This is a genomic window from Amycolatopsis sp. GM8, assembly GCF_021653975.1.
GTDB lineage: Bacteria > Actinomycetota > Actinomycetes > Mycobacteriales > Pseudonocardiaceae > Amycolatopsis_E.
Genome location: NZ_JAJKFK010000002.1, coordinates 375,189 through 389,838 on the forward strand (window position 1 = coordinate 375,189; position 14,650 = coordinate 389,838).

Genomic DNA, 14,650 nt, shown 5'->3' on the forward strand with positions numbered 1-14,650 from the left:
AGCGTCACCTTGCGGAATCCCGCGAAGCGGAGACCGTGCACGTACCCTCGGAGACCGTGCCCACGATCAAGGTCGCCGAGCAGGCGGGTGTCGGTATCGACGGACTACCCAGGCCGACCGAGGATCACGTGATCGTGCTGGACAACGCGGTGGTGCTGCTCGACGGCGCGACCGCGCCGAGGCCCGACCTGCCGGCGGGTGGCTGGTACGCCGGCCTGCTCGCGGCAGCGCTGGCCGACGTGCTGCGGGCGAAACCGGACGAGGAACTGCGCGCGCTGCTGTCCGTCGCCATCGCCGAGGTGGCACAGGCCCACGGGCTGCGCGCGGGTGCCTCGCCGTCCAGCACGGTGGCGATCCTCCGGTGGGGCAACGATTTCGTCGACGGGCTCGTGCTCGCGGACAGCCCGATCGTCGCGTTCGGTCCGGGCGGTGCGGATCCGCTGACCGACGACCGGCTGGCCCGGCTGCGGCTCGCGGGGTACCTCAACACCACGGCCGACGTCCAGGCGCTGCGCAACAAGCCAGACGGGTTCTGGGTGGCCGAGGCGGATCCGGACGCGGCGGCACACGCGTTGTGTCGCAGTTGGCCGCGTGATGGGGTCGACGCCGTGCTGCTCGCTTCGGACGGTGTGTCCGTCGCGGTCGACGACTACGGGATCTTCGACTGGCCGCACGTCCTGACCACCGCTCGCGATCATGGGCTGCTGTCCGTTCTCGAAGCGGTGCGCACGGCCGAGAGCGCTGATCCGGACGGGGAGCGATGGCCGCGCGCGAAGCGGCATGACGATCAAGCGCTCGTGCTGGTCGACTTCGCCGCGCCGCCCGATTAGACCGATCGGACCAACGGGCGTATCTGCGCGCCCGCGCCCGGCCTCTCCTCCACGACGGCCGCGTGAACGGCGGCCGCACTGGGGGCGCGGGGGGACGCGAATCCGTGGGATGGCAGACGGGTTCTCTCCTGCGCGAAAAACGAGGGAGGCCATCGATGACGGAAGTCATCATCCAACCGGAGCAGCTCAGCGCGCCTGACTTCGGACTCACCAAGTTCCTTGACCCGCTTCACATCCCGCCGGTCATCGGACCGCATCTGTGGTGGCGTCAGGAAGAGATCACCGTCCGGGCGCTGCGCACCCGGGTGCGGCTGCACTCACAGCTGCCCGAAACCGAGGTCTGGGCGTACGAAGGGGAGTTTCCCGGGCCGACGATCGAGGTGCGCAGCGGCAAGCAGCTGCGGGTCGCGTGGACCAACGAGGTCCAGGGCACGATGCCGCTCGTCGCCGTACAGGGCCCGATCGCACAGGCGCCGGGCGACGTGCCCGGCGGATACCGTGACGCACAAGGAAATCTGCTGCCCGGGTTCTCGCTCATCGACGGCGTCGCCGACCTGCCGCCGTGGCACGTGGTGCACCTGCACGGCGCGATGACCGGCGGCGGCAACGACGGCTGGGCGCACAACGCCGTCTTGCCCGGTTTCGCGCAGCTGGCCGAATATCCGAACGGCCAGCAGTCGACCACGATGTGGTACCACGACCACGCGATGGCGGTGACCCGCTTCAACGTGCACGCCGGCCTCGCCGGGATGTACCTGATCCGCGATGCCGAAGAGGACGCGCTCGACCTGCCACACGGCAAGCACGAGATCCCGCTGATCCTGTGCGACCGCAACCTCGACACCGACGCGACCACCGGCCGGCTCAGCGGCCGGCTGCTGTTCAAGATCGCCGTCGCGCCGGGCGGGGCGGCGATCCCGTTCACCGGCCCGTTCAACCTGGTCAACGGGACCATCTGGCCGCACCTGGACGTCGAACGCCGGTGGTACCGGTTCCGCGTGCTCAACGCCGCCAACTCGCGGTTCTACCAGCTCAACCTGATCGACGAGGCGGGCGCGAAGCACAACGACGCGGTGCGGATCATCGGCACCGACGGCGGTCTGCTGCCGGCGCCGGCCGAGCTGCCCGCCGCGGGGCTGACGCTCGCGCCGGCCGAGCGGGCCGATGTGCTGATCGACTTCAGCCGGTTCGCCGGCGAGCGGCTGCGGCTGACCGACACCGGCGTGACCGGCCCGACCGAGCCGGACCTGATGGAGTTCCGGGTCGAGAACTCGCCGCGGCACAACCTGTTCTATCCGCCGGCGAAGCTCTCGGTCTCGTATTTCCGGCTGCAGCACGGCACGACGGTGCCCGACGACCACGACCACGTGTTCGTGGCGCTGGTGCCGCCGGGCACGGCCGGTGAGGCGCACCCGCAGATGTGGGAACTGCGCGAGCTCACCGCGGCGCCTTCCGTTCCCGCGCAAGGGATCCTGCAGGTGAAGGACCCGTCGACCGGCGTGGTGCGGACGTTCGAGAAGGTCGCGAGCCTGTTCGACGACACGACGACCTTCTTCATCGACCACGGCCGGTGGGCGGTGTGGAACCTGATCCACTTCGGCGGTCCCACCCATCCCGTGCACATCCACATGACCCAGCTCCAGCTGCTGACGCGCAAGCAGTTTCCGCTGACACAAGGGAATGTGGCGGGTTTCGACGTGACGGTCGGCGGCACGACGGCGCCGCTCGAGGTGCCGCCGGACGGGCGGCCGATCGAGAAGTACGAGGAGGGCTGGAAGGACACGTTCCAGGTTCGGGCGGGGGAATGGGTGACCGTCGCCGGGCTCTTCGAGGGCGCGACCGGCGAGTTCATGTACCACTGCCACATCCTCGACCACGAGGACGAAGGCATGATGCGGCCGTTCGTGGTGCACCCGCCCGAGGTGGCGAAGTTCCACCTCCACCCCGGCGGCGCGGGTCACGGCGGGCACTGACCGCCCTGGGCACCGGCGGGCCTTCCCCGAGGCCCGCCGGTACTCACTTCACGGTCGTGATGCGGAAGATCGGGTAGCCCGGCGCGATCTCGCGCAGCTTCTCGTCCGTGGCACTGGCGTCCACGCCGTCGAAGAACATGCCGACCTCCCACTTCCAGCGCTTGAGGTACTCGCGCAGCACGGCGGGCTTGTCGTCGTCGGCGAGCTCGGCCGGTTCGAAGCGCTGGACGCGGCGGCCGACCCGCAGCTCGCCCTCCCCGGCGGCGCGCAGGTTGCGCACCCACTGCGTGACCCCGCGGGGCGCGACGAGGTACTGCTCCCCTTGGTAGGTCAGCAGGTTGACGGGGTTCGACCGCAGCTCACCGCTCTTGCGGCCGCGGACGTAGAGCACCCGGCTGCCCAGCAGGCTCATCCCGTGCTTCGTCAGCCACGCGACGCTGTTGTGCATCAGGAATTCGCCTGGGCGGGGCTTGATGTAGCGGGTCTCGTTCATCGGATCTCCTCAAGTTTGGAGAGCAGTGCTCTCGCTTGAGATCAGTGAACACCGACCGGTGCGCCGTGTCAAGAGCAGTGCTCTCGAATTTGTCTGACGCTCTCGACGGTGGCACACTGTCTCGCATGACGGCCATCAAGACCGCGCGGGACCGCGCCCGCGCCGAGCTGACCCAGGAGATCAAGAACGAGGCCCGGCGCCAGCTCGGCGAGGTCGGCGCGAACGGGCTGTCGCTGCGCGCCGTCGCGCGGGAGCTCGGCATGGTGTCGTCCGCGCTGTACCGCTACTTCCCCAGCCGGGACCACCTGCTCACGGCGCTGATCGTGGACGCGTACAACGCCGTCGGCGAGGCCGCAGAGCAAACCGCCGGCGGCGAGGGAAACCCTCGAGTGCAGTGGACCCGGGCCTGGCGCGCGGTCCGCGAGTGGGCACGGGCCCATCCACACGAGTACGCGCTGATCTACGGTTCGCCGATCCCCGGCTACCAGGCCCCGCAGGACACCGTCGGTCCCGCCGCGCGCGTCGCGCTGAGGCTCATCGAGGTGGCCTCGCAGGCACCACTGCAGCCGATCCACCCGGGCCCGCCCCTGCCGCAGCTGCTCGAGGAGCAGGCGAAAACAGTGGGTGAGCTGCTCGAATCGGAGCTGGCACCGGCTGACCTCAGCCGCCTGCTGATCGCCTGGACCCAGCTGTTCGGCACGATCAACTTCGAGCTGTTCGGCCAGTACGTGGGCAGCGCCGATCCCGCGGACGCCTTCTTCACCTACACCTGCGACCAGATGGCGGACCTCGTCGGTCTCAGCTGAGGTGCGTGGTGAACCAGGTCGCGGCCAGCTCGGCGACCGCCTGCAGCGCGCCCGGCTCCTCGAACAGATGTGTCGCACCCGGCACGACGCGCACCTCCGCGTGCCCGCCGAGCTGTTTCGCCGCGTCCTCGTTGAGCCGCAACACTTGCCGGTCCTCGCCGCCGACGATCAGCAACGTCGGCGTGGTCACCTGGGGCAGGTAGTCGCCGGCCAGGTCGGGCCGCCCGCCGCGGGAGACGACCGCCCGCACGTTCTCCGGCCAGGTCGCCGCGACGCCGAGCGCCGCGGCCGCCCCGGTGCTCGCGCCGAACAGCCCGACGGGCAGGCCCCAGTCGCGGCCGCCCAGCACCCGCAGCAGCCGGCAGACGAGCAGATCGACGTCGAACCGGCGGTCGTCCTCGTGCTCGCCGAGCAGGTCGAACAGCAGCGTGCCGAGGCGGTAGTCCTGCAGCGTGCGGGCGACCGCGATATTGCGCGGGCTGTGCCGGGAACTGCCCGAGCCGTGCACGAAGATCACGACGCCGATCGCGCCGGCCGGCATGGTGAGATCGCCGTGCAGGGGCTCGGCGCCGACGTCGAACACGACGGGCACGGTCACGGCTCCCCCAGCAGTTCGATCACCTCGTCGTCGGTGGTCTGCGCGAAATCGCCGTACCACTCGCCGATCGCGCGCAGCTCGTAAGGCATCAGGAGGCACACCACCTCGTCGACGTCTCCCTTGAGCCCGACCACCGCCTCCGCCGCACCGACCGGCGTCGCGAAGACGAGGGTGCGCGGCTGGTCCATCTGGATCGCGCGCGCGGCGGCCCGCGCGGTGACGCCGGTCGCGAGCCCGTCGTCGACGAGGATGACGTCCCGTCCGGTTCGCGGCTCGGGAGCGCGTCCCCGCAGGTAGGCCTGCTCCCGACGGCGGGCCTCCGCCTGCTCCGCGGCGCGGGTCTCCGCCAAATCCTCGGGGCGGAGCCCGAGTATGCGCAGGGCGCGCCGGTCGTAGATGGTCTCGCCGCTCGCGGTGAGCGCACCGACGCCGAACTCGGGTTGCCCCGGCGCACCGATCTTGCGCGCGACGACCACGTCCAGCGGCGCGCCGAGGGTCTGCGCGACGGCGTGCGCGACGACGACCCCGCCACGGGCGAGCCCGAGCACCAGCGGATCGTGCCAGCGGCGCCGGAGTTGCTCGCCCAGGTGCAGACCGGCCGTCCGCCGGTCGGGAAACACCCGTCTACGCCTCATGTTTCCTGGATACCCCAGGTTGAGCGATGGCACACCTGTCCATAATGGACACTGCATGCAAAGGGCCGGCCCGCGCGGCCGGCCACTTCGACGCTGAAGCGGCTGATCGCGCGGGCCGGAGCCACTCGGAGGCGGCTACGCTGCCGTGGGCAACTTCGCCTGACGCTACCCAACGGGTCCCGCCGAGGCGAATACTTGTATTGAAATCGAAATCTCACACCGCTGGGCAGGTGATTTACCCGGCGCTGGCCATGATCTCGTACCGCCGCGGCCAGTGCGACCAGAACGCGCCCGTGTAGCCGAGCTGGATGAGCCTGAGCAGGAACGGGTTGTCGGCGTAGTTGTTGTCGTCCTCGGTCAGCCCGGGCAGCGTCGGGAGCATCACGCGATGCCGCTCCGACTCCGGGACCAGGTCCCACAGCAGTTGCACGGTGTTCGCCCAGCGACCGTTCGGTGCCGCGAGCGTCGCGGGATCCTCGGGCAGCAGCGGCGAAAGGTAGTAGACCGGCCGGAAGTTGCCTTCGCGGTCGAACACGAACTGCCGCTCGTACTCGACCACGCCGGAGCACTGTGCCCGCGGTTTGAGGATGATCGGTTCGGTCGCGGTGTCGGACTGCAGCCCGGGCACCGTCTGCCGGCCGTCGCAGTCCCGCGCGAGCTGGATACCCAGCGGTGAATAGGGAAACGCCCGGATGCCGAGGCTGTACCCGGCGACGGTCACGTTCAGCGCGAGCGTCTCGCGCACCGCCTCGGTAATCGTTTCCCGTGTCTCACCCGGCATGCCGAGCAGCACCTCGACCATCACCGGCAGGTTGTACTGCTCGGTCATGGCCACGATCCGGCGCGTGTCGCTGAAGTCGTAGTAACGGCGGCCGCCGCCGGTCACCTTCCAATCGTCGAGCATGGTGTCGTTGACATGGTCGGGCGCGAGGTTGACCCCGGCACAGCCGGCTTGGATGAGCAACTCCATCAGTTCCTCGTCGAAAGGCGTTGGCTGCGCGTAGATCCACAGTCGCAGCCGCCGCAACGGCGACGCCTGGTCCTCCCGCCGCCGGACCACCTCCCGCAGCACGTTCTTGCTGTGCGCGATCGCCAGGTTGAACTCGCTGTCCGTGGTGTGCAGGTCATAGACACCTTGCGCGCACAGCATTTCCATCTCGTCGACCACGGCATCGACCGCGCGGCGGGTGAAATGCGCGCCCTTGGCGTCCGGCTCGACGCAATGGGCACAGGCGTACGTGCAGCCATTCTTGGTCAGAATATTGCCGAGACCGCCGCCCCGGTAATAACGCAGGTTGTCCACCTTCAATGGGATACCGGACCGGCGGGTGTATTTACTAACAGCGTTCAACGGCTTGAACAATGTTTTTCCGCGAGTGGCGGAGAAAACGATCTTTTCCACGTGCCGCCCGCCATGGTTCAGCAGCAGCCCGGGCACGGTTTCCGGGGATTCGCCGGACAGCAACACGTTCGCGAGTTGCGTGATGATGTTCTCGCCCGGCCCCTTCACGCCGAACGGGATGTCGAAATAGTCCATCAGGGCGAACGGCATCGACGAGAAGCCGACGCCACCGGCCACCAGCGGTGCGCCGGTCAAGCTCTTGATCTCGGCGATGATCGCACGATGGTCGCCGAGGAACACGCGTTGCTGCTGCGCGTAGATGGTGTCCGTGTTCCGCACGGTCACCCCGACCAGCAGCGGATCGCGGCCGGCGAAGTACTCGCGCAGCACGGTCTGCCAGTCGTCGCGGCGAAAGGTCAGGTCGACGACGTCCACGTCGAAGCCGTCGGATTCCAATGAGGTGGTCAGAATATCCAGTGCATACGGTGTGATCGGCGGATGGACAAGGTTCGGGTTGACCAGGGTCACCAGCGCTTTACCCATTTAGTTCTACTCCCAGGGCGAACAAGTTCGCCCTCCCCACAGAAGAAAGTGTGCCTGGGCGAGAAAGGAAAATCAGGGGACGAGCCCGATTTGTTGCCATCTGAGCTCTCTGGCCACCCTGGCGGACGAACGCAACCGGTCCGGCGCGATCCCCAGCACGTTGCCGAGCCATTGCTGCCAGTACGGACCGGGCACCCGCTTGCCCCGCTCCCAGCGGGAGACCTCGTCACGGCCGAGACTGTCGTTCCCGGACACCGAGACCAGCGCGTCCGCCAGCTCGTACTGGGTGAGCCCGCGCTCGCGGCGAACCGATCGGATCAGTCGTCCGATCGGTTCGCTGTCGCTGGATCTGAGGGGAGACCCCGCCCGGGTCTCGCGAGTCAGCATGGACTCGACGTTAGAGACCGGCCACACGGCCCACGATCCGTTTCGCGAACACTATTGTCCTTTTCGTGCATGCTGCCGGCTGAGGGTCTGCCTGGGCGACTCACCGAACCGGTCCCGGTAGACCGCGGCGAATCGCCCGTGATGAGCCATCCCCCACTTGCTCGCGATCTCGCCGACGGTGGTGGTGTCGTACTGCGCCGTGCTGAGCTCGTCGTGCACCCGCTGCAGCCGGACCCCCCGCAGGTACTCGCTGGGCGAGCTGTCGAGCTGTTCACGGAAGGCCTTCTGAAGTGCGCGCACGCTGACGCCGGCCTCGCGGGCCAGGGTCGCCGGCGTGTGCGACCACTCGGGGTGGCCCTCCAGCAGGTCGACCGCGATCCCGAGCAGCCGCGACGGCACCGGGCGGTCGTCCCCTTCGAGCATCGCGGAATAGTTGTGCGGCTGGGCCAGCAGGAGCCCGGTGATGGTGCTCTGCTCGAACTGCTCCATGGTCAGCGGATGCGTCAGGAGCGTCTCGTCGAAGTCCATCTCGGCGATGCCCTGCCGCAGCCCGGCGAACCAGCTGCGCGCGAGCCCCTTCGTGACGTCCATGCCGAGCTGGAACCTGATCGGCTCGCGCAGCGCCCCGTCGATCATCTCGGACAGCCGCGCCTCCACCGCGGCGCGCTCGATCCGGATGACGAGGTTGCCGCAGTCCTTCGACAACCGCATCTGCAGCGACGAGGTGGGCGAGGCGATTGCGATCCGGTGTGCGTCTGCTTGTACATGTTCGAAACCGCTCAGATACTGCCCCCTTCCTGCATCCGGTATCAGAATGGCGAAAAACGAGCCGAGTTCCCCGGGATTGACCCGGGCATCCCAGCCGTAGGAGACATACGTAATCGCCATATTGTGCATACGATGACAGTGCATCCGCGCGTCCAGTTCGGCCTGCCGTCCCACCACATCCATCTTGTGCGGGCAGAAGATCTTCCCTACCAGGTCACGCGTCTCATCGAGGTCTCTGGACTCGAAGAGTTTGTATTTCTCGAGGGGTAACGATGTCATTGTCCCGGGCGTCGTTTTCGATCAAGGTCTAGGCGATGCCGACTCCCACACCTCCAGACTCACCAGCCTCGAACTTTTCGCAGAAGAACTGTACCGACAAACGGGTGGAGTTTGCTGACTGCAACTTGCAGAGAACACCCGGGATGATTGCCGGTGCGTTTTTACGCTTGTTCTAGAACAGCGGTGAACTGCCGCATCGCGCCACCCTGGCGGACCAGCCGGTAGCCCCGCAGTTGCTCGGCCTTCGACCGGACCAGCTCCGCGACGTCGACGACGTATTCGAGATGGCTGGCGGTGTACACGCGGCGAGGCAGCGCGAAGCGGACCAGCTCCCGCGGCGCCGGGGTGTCCGGCGCGCCGTCCTGCCCCGGCCTGCCGAACACCAGCGTGCCCAGCTCGCACACCCGCACCCCGCCCGCCAGGTACAGCTCGTTGGCGAACGCGGTGGCCGGGAACTGTTGCGGCGGGATGTGCTCGAGCAGCACGCCCGCGTCGACGTAGACCGCGTGGCAGCCGGTCGGCTGCAGCACCGGCAGTCCCGCGAGTCCGAGCTGCTCGCCGAACCACCGCGCGGACTCCGCGCGGTAGCGCAGGTAGTCCGGATCCGTGACCTCGATCAGGCCCTGCGCGAGCACCTCCAGGTCACGCCCGGCGAGCCCGCCGTAGGTGGGGAACCCTTCGAACGCGATGACCTGGTCCGCGCACCGGCCGGCGAGCTCGGCGTCGCGAAGCGCGATGAGGCCACCGATATTGGCCAGACCGTCCTTCTTGAGGCTGGCCCAGCAGCCGTCGGCGAGATCGAACATGGTGCGCGCGACCGCGCGTGGCGTGGAGTCGGCGTAGCCCACTTCACGTTCGGTGATGAGATAGGCGTTCTCCGCGAACCGCGACGCGTCGAGGAACAGCGGGATGCCGTGCGTGTCACAGAGTTTGCGGGCACCGGCGATGTTGAGCAGCGAGACCGGCTGGCCGCCGTTGGCGTTGTTGGTCACGGTCAGCACGACGCACCGGATCCGTGGCCCGGATTGGCCGTCGAGCAGCTCGGCGAGCGCGTCCAGGTCGATGTCGCCGCCAAAAGGGTTCTGCACTCCTTCATACGACGGCACCGGCAGGTCGACGGCTTCTGCTCCGGCGGCCTCGACACTCGCCCGCGTGCTGTCGAAATGCGTGTTGCTCACCGAGATGTCGCCGAGTCCCAGCAGGTTGCCGAGCAGGATCCGTTCGGCCGCCCGCCCCTGGTGCGTCGGCAATACCTCCGGGAAGCCGGTGAGGTCCTGGACCACGGACTGGAACCGGTCGAACGAGCGCGCGCCGGCGTAGGACTCGTCGCCGGTCATCAGAGCCGCCCACTGGTCGGCCGACATGGCCGCGGTCCCGGAGTCGGTCAGCAGGTCGATCGTGATCTTCCGGGCAGGCACCCGGAAGAGGTTGTACCCCGCGGTGGTCAGAGCTTCGCGCCGCTCATCGGGTGATGGAAAAGGGATCGACTCGATGGCCTTGATACGGAACGGCTCCATGAAAGACGGCATGCTGAATCTCCTCGCCCCGAGGGAAGCCCAACCCCTCCAGCGTGACCGCCCGATCGCAGCAGCGCCAGAGGCCAATCAGCGCAGCGAAATTGCGCCATTACACCCTGATGAGTGAGCTGGACCACAGCGCTCGATTGAGCGTTACCCACATGTAACTATCGAGCCACGGATGTACGAAAGGGCCTCGCGAAGGGTGAAGATCTGAGTCGTGGAAGTCGCGGTCGAGCAAGTCAGCTTCGCGTTCCAGCCGCTCTACAGCCTGCACACGGGCGGCATCGTCGGAGTCGAAGCGCTCGCCCGGCCGACCTCGGGCAAGGTGCAGGAGCTGCTCCGGTACGCGATGCGGAAGGGCCGCCTGGTCAAGGTGGACGCCGCGCTCGCCGCCCGCGCCGTCGTCGAAGAGTCGTCTTACGAGACCCTGCTCCCGCTCCATCTCAACGTGACCGCAGAGTCGGCCGCCGACCCGCAGCTGGTGCTCGATTCCCTGCTGGAGACCCTCGCCACGACCGGCCGCCGCCCACGTGAGGTCGTCCTCGAAATCGGTTCGCCCTTCCACGGCGTGCCCGCGAAGGCGCTGGTCGACGGCACCGCCCGGCTCGCCGAACTCGGCTTCCGCATCGCGTTCGACAACCTCGGCCACGGCGACATCCCGCTCAACCTGCTCGCCGACGCCCGGCCCGACCTGATCAAACTGGACCGCAGCACCCTGCACCGGCTGCCCGGCGACCGGACGACCGTCGCGCTCATCGAGGCGCTCTGTCACTTCGCGGCGCGCACCGGCATCCGGATCGTCGCGACCGGGATCGAGACCGAAGCGCAGCTGGCGACCGTGCGGCAGCTGGGCATCCGGATCGTGCAGGGCAACCTGTTCGCCCCGGCGCGCGAAGGCGCGGTGCCGGCCAAGGGGCTCGCCGACGTCGTCGAGCCCGGGCCGGCGCGGGTGTCGACAGCCAGCCCGCGCGTCGACGATTTCCTGCACTCCCCCGCGACCCTGCCCGCCGACGCGAACTGCGACGACGTCCGCAAGGTGCTGCTCGATCAGGACGCGCCGACCGGGATTGTCGGGGTGGACCCGGACAACCGGCCCGTCTGGTCGATCGACCGGGCTCGCTTCCTGCTCGACCTGACCGGGCCGTTCGGCCACGCGCTGCACGCGAACCGTCCCGCGGCCCGGCTCGCCGACCCGCCGCGCACGATCCGTTCCGGCGCGGGCGCGCTCGAACTGCTCGACCTGGTCACCGATGCCGCACTGGATCGCACCGGCGACGACGTGATCGTGGTCGACGCGCAGGGGCGGTGTCTCGGCGTCGTGCTGGTGCACGAGCTGATCCGCGCGGTCGCGGAGATGAAGATCGAGGAAGCCGCGGCGCTCAACCCGCTCACCAGGCTGCCGGGCAGTGACGCGGTCGCCCGCACCGTCGACCAGCGGCTCGAGTCCGGGCATCCCCTCGTCGTGGCCTGGCTCGACGTCGACTCGTTCAAGCGGGTCAACGACACCGCGGGGTTCGCCGCCGGCGACGACCTGATCCGGGCGCTCGGGCGCGCACTGTCCGATCTGAGCACGAAGCTGCGCAGCGTCACGATCAGCCACGTCGGCGGGGACGACTTCCTGATCGCCTGCGATATCGACGAAATCACCACGGTGGCCGACAGTCTGCTGGACACCCCGTGGGCCGCCGACGGCATGCCGGTCACGGTCTCGCTGGCGACGGTGGTCTGTACCGGCGCGATGGCGAAGTCCTATCGGGACGTTTCCCGGCTGCTGGCGCCGCTCAAAAAGGCCGCCAAGGACGTTCGCGGGTCGAGCTGGGTGAACGGCTGGCCCGGTTCCGAACGGGTCGAGATTCTTCGTGGCCGGCCTGTTCCGGGGGCGTGAGCAAATTCCTGATCGCGAGCTCCGGATGCGCCGCCCGCCCCTCGGCAGGGCCGCGCCGCCGGCGATTCGCCGAGGATATCCACAGCCTTCATGGGAAGCGCATTGTCGCGCCCTGCCGCAGAATGTCGCACCCGCGCGAATATCGACGTTCAAGCAGGTCGTAGCTTTGCCACGTGGTCATTCCGAAGTTCGAACCCGGCGACACTCCGGGCTACGTCTACGAAATGATGGCCGAGCATCTCGCCGCCCGGATCGAGGCCGGCGAATTGCCCCCGAATACACCCCTGCCCTCGGAACGAAGGCTCGCCCAGGAATATGGGGTGTCACTGGGAACGGCCCGGCACGCGACCCGTCTTCTCCGTTATCGGGGACTGGTGGTCACGATCAGGTCGAAAGGAACTTACATAGCGAACCGGCACGGACGTCCGCAGTAAAAGCACACGCACTCACCCGTACGGGTATTTCTACATTGTCATCTCACTCAGCGCGACCAACCCCTGGACACCCGGCCGGCCCCGGCACCCATTTCAAAATCCCAGCTCCCGGCCCTCGTCAAACCTTTGGCGGTACCAATGTTTCATGTTTGGCGGATATCGTGACGACGATGCGTTCCGCAGCCCACCCGTTGACTGCCGGCCCGCACATGATTAAGACGGTGCGGGTGACCGGCATCCGTGAGCATGCACATGCACGTGCAAGTCGTGCCCGGGTCCGGTGACGAGTCATGGTCCCCGATCTTCCCGCCAACCCGCTCTCGATCGAAGTGAACCTGTCGCATCGGCGGTTCTGGTGGCAGATCGACGACGAGGACGAGCAGCCGGAGCAGTGGCACGCGTCGGCTGACATCTCCGCGCTGGACGTGTGCCCGGAAGGGCTGCGGCATGTCGGCGACATCTCGCTCGTCATCGCCGATCTGACGAAGGAACGTAACCTGCTCGACTCGGTCGTGCTCGGCGAATGGGCGCTGGAGTTCATCGCCGAGACCGTGATCGACCCCGACCAGGGCAGGCTGCATCCCGAGCTGGACAAGGAGATCTCGCCCGGTCCGCCGCGCATGGTCATCCTGCGGCGGGTCGAACTCGTCGAAGGCTGGCGCGGGCACGGCCTCGGCGCGGCACTCATCGCGAGTGCCCTGCGGATTCTCGCGCCGGACGCCCGGATCGGCGCCAGCCGGGTGTCCCCATTGGACTTCCCGTGCCCCGGCGACCGGGTGGCCGCGGAACTGGCGAGCGTCCGCGCCGGCGCGATGCTGGAGCGCATCGGTTTCCGCCGGTGGAACGGGGTGCACGTGGTCGACCTGCGTGACCCGGCGCTGCTCGACGCCCGCATGGAGATCCTCGACCAGTGGTGGCCGGAGTCCGACAGCAGCGACCGTTAGAAGAGCGTCTGCACCGTTCCACAAAGGACATACTCGTCGTCCACCACCGGGAACAGCCGCCACTTGTCGAATGTCGTGCACGGGTGGGAGATGCCGAACCCGACCCGGTCGCCCACGTCGAGTTCGCCGCGGAAGTACGCGTGCTGGTCGTTGAGAGCGGTTAGCTCGCCGGGTGGCGCCGGTTCGACCAGCTGCGAATCACGCCGGATCCGGTGCAGTGGCACGGGAAACCCCGAGTCGGCACCGGTGTCGCGCTTGCCGAAGTCGAGAATGGACAGTCCGGGTTCCGGCGCGGACAGCACGCGGCCCCACAGCTCAAGGCTGGGCCGCAACGGGATCGGCTCGTACTCGGTCGCGACCAGGTCGCGGAATCGCTGATAGGCGCCCGAATCGTGGGTTGCGTAACAGCCGCTGCGGAGCACGACGCGGATCGGCCTTCCTTGTTGCCAGGACGGTCCCAGCTCGTCGGCGACGAGTTCGGGAAACGCGCTGCCACCGATGGACACGAGGAACTCACCGTTGTGTGTCTCGAGCAACTCGTCGGCCGTGTCACGTAATCGACGCAGATAAGCGCGGACCTCGGCGAGCATGCGGGCATCGAGGTCGCCGCCGACGACTCCTTCGAAGCCGCCCACCCCGGCCAGCCGCAGCCGATCCGACGCCGCGACCCGGGCGGCGATCCGGCTCACGGAACCACGGACGCCTGCTCGGCCTCCCGTGAAGCCCAGTTCCAGGATCACCGGCAGCGCGCGGCGGCTTTCCCGCTGCGCCAGTTCCTTTTCGAGGATGTCGATACCGTCCAGCGAGTCGACATAGCAATAGCAGGTGAACTCCGGGTCGGCGTCCATTTCGGCGCTGAGCCAGGCAATCGCCTGCGGGTCGACCAGCTCGTTGGCGAGGACGATGCGCTGCGCGCCGAGATCACGGAACACCCTGATCTGGCTGGGCGTCGCAAGTGTGAGGGCCCACGCGCCGTGTGCCAGCTGCGCATCGGCGATCTCCGGCGACATCGTGGTTTTCACGTGCGGCGAAAGGGAAAGGCCGTGTTCGGCGCAGAACCGGGCCATAGTCGCCAGGTTGTAGTCGAATTCGGTGCGTTTGAGTACCAATATCGGCGTGAGGAAATCGTCGAGTTCGGCGGAAAGCGCTTTCACCGGCCGACCGGCCACGGCGACGGGAAAGCCCTTGTGCCGGACGTCGACCACCACCTCGG

The 14,650-nt window shown here is 68.0% G+C and carries 14 protein-coding genes; 6 read left to right on the forward strand and 8 right to left on the reverse strand.

Features of this window, described 5'->3' with window-relative positions; translation table 11 throughout:
- Positions 1 to 56 precede the first annotated feature (56 nt).
- Complete coding sequence (locus tag LOZ83_RS09075) at positions 57 to 830, forward strand: hypothetical protein (protein ID WP_236789856.1); 774 nt, start codon at positions 57 to 59, stop codon at positions 828 to 830.
- 155 nt (positions 831 to 985) lie between these two features.
- The gene (locus LOZ83_RS09080) at positions 986 to 2,803 is read left to right on the forward strand and encodes a multicopper oxidase family protein (RefSeq protein ID WP_236789857.1); all 1,818 of its coding nucleotides are present in this window, start codon (positions 986 to 988) and stop codon (positions 2,801 to 2,803) included.
- A gap of 43 nt (positions 2,804 to 2,846) precedes the next feature.
- On the opposite strand, the gene LOZ83_RS09085 is transcribed toward LOZ83_RS09080, so the two are convergent.
- Positions 2,847 to 3,296, reverse strand: coding sequence for a nitroreductase family deazaflavin-dependent oxidoreductase (locus LOZ83_RS09085; RefSeq protein WP_236789858.1), 450 nt, complete (start codon positions 3,294 to 3,296; stop codon positions 2,847 to 2,849).
- Between the two features lie 125 nt (positions 3,297 to 3,421).
- On the opposite strand from LOZ83_RS09085, the gene LOZ83_RS09090 reads away from it, so the two are divergent.
- Positions 3,422 to 4,102, forward strand: a complete 681-nt coding sequence (locus LOZ83_RS09090; RefSeq protein WP_236789859.1) for a TetR/AcrR family transcriptional regulator — start codon at positions 3,422 to 3,424, stop codon at positions 4,100 to 4,102.
- On the opposite strand, the gene LOZ83_RS09095 is transcribed toward LOZ83_RS09090, so the two are convergent.
- The 6 genes from LOZ83_RS09095 to LOZ83_RS09120 form a co-directional block, all read right to left on the reverse strand.
- On the reverse strand, positions 4,095 to 4,700 hold the full coding sequence (locus tag LOZ83_RS09095; RefSeq protein WP_236789861.1) for a dienelactone hydrolase family protein: 606 nt from the start codon (positions 4,698 to 4,700) through the stop codon (positions 4,095 to 4,097). The two genes, LOZ83_RS09090 and LOZ83_RS09095, sit on opposite strands and share 8 nt — an antisense overlap.
- On the reverse strand, positions 4,697 to 5,335 hold the full coding sequence (locus LOZ83_RS09100; RefSeq protein WP_236789862.1) for a phosphoribosyltransferase: 639 nt from the start codon (positions 5,333 to 5,335) through the stop codon (positions 4,697 to 4,699). The genes LOZ83_RS09095 and LOZ83_RS09100 overlap by 4 nt, the downstream gene beginning before the upstream one ends.
- Before the next feature lie 235 nt (positions 5,336 to 5,570).
- Positions 5,571 to 7,220, reverse strand: coding sequence for a tryptophan 2-C-methyltransferase (tsrT, locus tag LOZ83_RS09105; protein ID WP_236789864.1), 1,650 nt, complete (start codon positions 7,218 to 7,220; stop codon positions 5,571 to 5,573).
- 72 nt (positions 7,221 to 7,292) lie between these two features.
- Positions 7,293 to 7,607: a helix-turn-helix domain-containing protein gene (locus LOZ83_RS09110; protein ID WP_236789866.1), complete on the reverse strand. Its 315-nt coding sequence runs from the start codon at positions 7,605 to 7,607 to the stop codon at positions 7,293 to 7,295.
- Positions 7,608 to 7,658: 51 nt separating this feature from the next.
- Complete coding sequence (locus tag LOZ83_RS09115; RefSeq protein ID WP_255823457.1) at positions 7,659 to 8,654, reverse strand: AraC family transcriptional regulator; 996 nt, start codon at positions 8,652 to 8,654, stop codon at positions 7,659 to 7,661.
- Positions 8,655 to 8,815: 161 nt separating this feature from the next.
- Positions 8,816 to 10,183 carry a tryptophanase gene (locus tag LOZ83_RS09120; RefSeq protein ID WP_236789868.1) on the reverse strand — a complete coding sequence of 456 codons (1,368 nt, stop codon included), beginning with the start codon at positions 10,181 to 10,183 and terminating at the stop codon, positions 8,816 to 8,818.
- Positions 10,184 to 10,391: 208 nt separating this feature from the next.
- Here LOZ83_RS09120 and LOZ83_RS09125 point away from each other — a divergent pair, with 208 nt between their 5' ends.
- The 3 genes from LOZ83_RS09125 (at position 10,392) to LOZ83_RS09135 (ending at position 13,437) form a co-directional block, all read left to right on the forward strand.
- A complete protein-coding gene (locus tag LOZ83_RS09125) occupies positions 10,392 to 12,059 on the forward strand; it encodes a GGDEF domain-containing protein (RefSeq protein WP_236789870.1) in 1,668 nt (555 codons plus the stop codon).
- A gap of 224 nt (positions 12,060 to 12,283) precedes the next feature.
- Positions 12,284 to 12,493, forward strand: a complete 210-nt coding sequence (locus LOZ83_RS09130; protein WP_255823641.1) for a winged helix-turn-helix domain-containing protein — start codon at positions 12,284 to 12,286, stop codon at positions 12,491 to 12,493.
- 290 nt (positions 12,494 to 12,783) lie between these two features.
- On the forward strand, positions 12,784 to 13,437 hold the full coding sequence (locus LOZ83_RS09135) for a hypothetical protein (protein ID WP_236789872.1): 654 nt from the start codon (positions 12,784 to 12,786) through the stop codon (positions 13,435 to 13,437).
- Here LOZ83_RS09135 and LOZ83_RS09140 read toward each other — a convergent pair.
- Entirely contained in the window at positions 13,434 to 14,645 is a 1,212-nt protein-coding gene (locus LOZ83_RS09140) for an alanine racemase (protein ID WP_236789873.1), read from the reverse strand. The two genes, LOZ83_RS09135 and LOZ83_RS09140, sit on opposite strands and share 4 nt — an antisense overlap.
- Between the last annotated feature and the right edge of the window lie 5 nt (positions 14,646 to 14,650).

Bases quoted from the DNA above. Each gene is read 5' to 3' on its own strand.
- LOZ83_RS09100 (WP_236789862.1), bottom strand. From the start codon at position 5,335: ATGAGGCGTAGACGGGTGTTTCCCGACCGGCGGACGGCCGGTCTGCAC.
- LOZ83_RS09090 (WP_236789859.1), top strand. From the start codon at position 3,422: ATGACGGCCATCAAGACCGCGCGGGACCGCGCCCGCGCCGAGCTGACC.
- LOZ83_RS09120 (WP_236789868.1), bottom strand. From the start codon at position 10,183: ATGCCGTCTTTCATGGAGCCGTTCCGTATCAAGGCCATCGAGTCGATC.
- LOZ83_RS09080 (WP_236789857.1), top strand. From the start codon at position 986: ATGACGGAAGTCATCATCCAACCGGAGCAGCTCAGCGCGCCTGACTTC.
- LOZ83_RS09110 (WP_236789866.1), bottom strand. From the start codon at position 7,607: ATGCTGACTCGCGAGACCCGGGCGGGGTCTCCCCTCAGATCCAGCGAC.
- LOZ83_RS09135 (WP_236789872.1), top strand. From the start codon at position 12,784: ATGGTCCCCGATCTTCCCGCCAACCCGCTCTCGATCGAAGTGAACCTG.
- LOZ83_RS09115 (WP_255823457.1), bottom strand. From the start codon at position 8,654: ATGACATCGTTACCCCTCGAGAAATACAAACTCTTCGAGTCCAGAGAC.
- LOZ83_RS09085 (WP_236789858.1), bottom strand. From the start codon at position 3,296: ATGAACGAGACCCGCTACATCAAGCCCCGCCCAGGCGAATTCCTGATG.
- LOZ83_RS09130 (WP_255823641.1), top strand. From the start codon at position 12,284: ATGATGGCCGAGCATCTCGCCGCCCGGATCGAGGCCGGCGAATTGCCC.
- tsrT (WP_236789864.1), bottom strand. From the start codon at position 7,220: ATGGGTAAAGCGCTGGTGACCCTGGTCAACCCGAACCTTGTCCATCCG.